Below are 494 nucleotides of genomic sequence, written 5' to 3' on the forward strand. Positions count from 1 at the left end.
TGGGCCTGCCGCCCGCGCCCCTGGTGCCCGGGCACGGGGGCGCGCCGCAATGGCCGTCCGGCGTGGTGGGCAGCATGACCCACTGCTCCGGCTACCGGGCCGCGGCCGTCGCGCCCGGCGGCCGCCACCCCGGCATCGGCATCGACGCCGAACCCGACGAGCCGCTGCCCGCCGCCGTCGCCCGCAGGCTGTTCTCGCCCGCCGAGCGGGCGGCCCTGGCCGCACTCGAAGCGAACCCCGGGCGCGGCGGCCCCGTCGCCTACGACCGTCTGGCGTTCTGCGCGAAGGAGGCCGCCTTCAAAGCGTGGTTCCCGCTGACGGGCCGTCCGGCCGGGCCCCTGGAGGTGGAGGTGCTGCCCGCGGCCGGCGGCACGTTCACGGCCCGGCCGCCCGGCACGCCGGCGGGGGAACCGCTGCACGGCCGCTGGGCCGCGCGGGACGGGCTGCTGGTCGCCGCGGTCGTGCTGACGGCCCCGGCATGACGAAGCGGGGGG

1 protein-coding gene is annotated in these 494 nt (G+C 80.2%); it reads left to right on the plus strand.

Features of this window, described 5'->3' with window-relative positions:
• On the plus strand, positions 1-482 hold a 482-nt coding region (locus B7P34_RS36175), incomplete at its 5' end, for a 4'-phosphopantetheinyl transferase family protein (protein WP_106682292.1).
• Between the last annotated feature and the right edge of the window lie 12 nt (positions 483-494).

The sequence above is a fragment of the Streptosporangium nondiastaticum genome (assembly GCF_003011965.1).
Lineage (GTDB): Bacteria > Actinomycetota > Actinomycetes > Streptomycetales > Streptomycetaceae > Streptomyces > Streptomyces nondiastaticus.